Annotated in this window: 3 protein-coding genes; all 3 read right to left on the bottom strand. The window is 24.9% G+C overall.

Going from position 1 to position 1562, the window contains the following annotated elements:
* Window positions 1–476 (bottom strand): chromosome replication/partitioning protein (locus BLO14_RS05800; protein WP_091973992.1); only part of this gene is annotated, 476 nt, incomplete at its 3' end.
* 73 nt (window positions 477–549) lie between these two features.
* On the bottom strand, window positions 550–1308 hold the full coding sequence (locus tag BLO14_RS05795) for a ParA family protein (protein WP_091973990.1): 759 nt from the start codon (window positions 1306–1308) through the stop codon (window positions 550–552).
* Window positions 1284–1562 (bottom strand): DUF226 domain-containing protein (locus BLO14_RS05790; protein ID WP_143280337.1); only part of this gene is annotated, 279 nt, incomplete at its 5' end. The genes BLO14_RS05790 and BLO14_RS05795, both read right to left, overlap by 25 nt.

Below are 1562 nucleotides of genomic sequence, written 5' to 3'. Positions count from 1 at the left end.
TGACTTTCAAAAAGTTCATCTAATAAAAACCCCGTAAATTTAGCATTACTTTTGTAAAAATCATAACTTTCTTTACTTTTAAGTTGAAATCTTAATGGCTTTATTGGGTTTTGCCTTGATTTTTTAAATGTTGAACTTTCTTTATCTCTTAATGACAATAAAGACATAGTAAGTCCATTCTCTATAATAAATGCCTCTTCTAAAAGACCCTCTTCCATAGCATTAGCTATTCTAATGTAGTCATACACTTGAGTTCTTGCTATTCTATAATTCTTTGCAAAGGAATTAAAACTCGTATATCCATCTAATTTGTAATATTCATTATCTTTTATCTCTTTTAAAATTTTAATAAATTCTATTTTATGAAAAATTTCTTTTTTAAAATTATTCACTAATTTATTTTTCAATTTTTCATAATATTCTAATTGATTATTATCCTTTTCTTCTAAATTTCTTTTGTTTATTTTTACTAACATAATATCACCTCAAATAAAAATTTTTTGTCATTGGCAAGTTGTCCCGATTGGGGATAAACTAAATTAACATACTTTATACCTTTTCCATTATTTTTAAATAATCCAAAAATTTATTAATAGCATTTTTATATTCATGCATATAATCCTTTTCCAAGGAAAACTCAGAATTACTAGCTATATTTTTGTTTAAGTCTTCCCTTTCAGATATAATGCCTAAAAAATCGCCTCTATTTTTCAATAAATTTAAAAATTCCTTATGTGTATTATTCTTTTTAAATCTTGTTATGAGTAAAAATACTGGAATTTTTAAACCTAATTTGTTTAAAAAATAATCAAATAAATCTAAACATTCAACTGCCCATTTTTCAGCTATTATTGGAACAATAATATAATCACTACTAAACATTGCATTTTTAAATGCAATGTCAAAACTAGGGGCTGTATCTAATATTATATATTTATAATCACTGCTAAAACAGCTTAAATTTGATTTTAATAACAAGTCCTTAAATTCTATTTCAATTTCATTAAGCATATGCAAGCTTAAATAGCTTGGCAATAAATCCAAATTGTCTTCGATTTTTATAATTGCTTTTTCAATATCCAAATCATTAGCCAAAACTTCATATATATTGTTAAATTTTAAATTTATATTCTCTTCTTGAATTTTATCTTGATAATAACTAGTAACTGATGCTTGTGTATCCATATCTATTAACAATACTTTATTTTTTTTTGACAACAAAAATGCCAATGCTAGGCAAGTTGTGCTTTTACCAACACCGCCTTTAATTGACGCAATTGTTATTATTTTAGGTTTTTTAGTATCCATTTTGTTAGTGGTCCTTGTTCGGGGTATTTTTTCCCATAAAATTCATATACTTGTTTTTCCAAATCTGTAAACATACTAAATAATATTTTGTTGTAGTGATTATTCATTCTTTCTTTATATAATAAGCGGTATAATCCCTTGAAATAAAAAAACACGCTGCCTGCTTTAAATCTAACTTCCATATAATATGCCCTTGCAAAGCCGTAGGATTTTCTAGTTCCGTTTTTTTCATACTTTATAATTGCCTTTTTTAT

The organism is Borreliella japonica, assembly GCF_900099615.1.
GTDB lineage: Bacteria > Spirochaetota > Spirochaetia > Borreliales > Borreliaceae > Borreliella > Borreliella japonica.
The sequence above is the reverse complement of the archived record's forward strand: the minus strand, read 5'-3'. Positions and strand labels throughout refer to the sequence as shown.

Coding starts and splice junctions, on each gene's coding strand:
- BLO14_RS05795 (WP_091973990.1), bottom strand. CDS start 1,308: ATGGATACTAAAAAACCTAAAATAATAACAATTGCGTCAATTAAAGGC.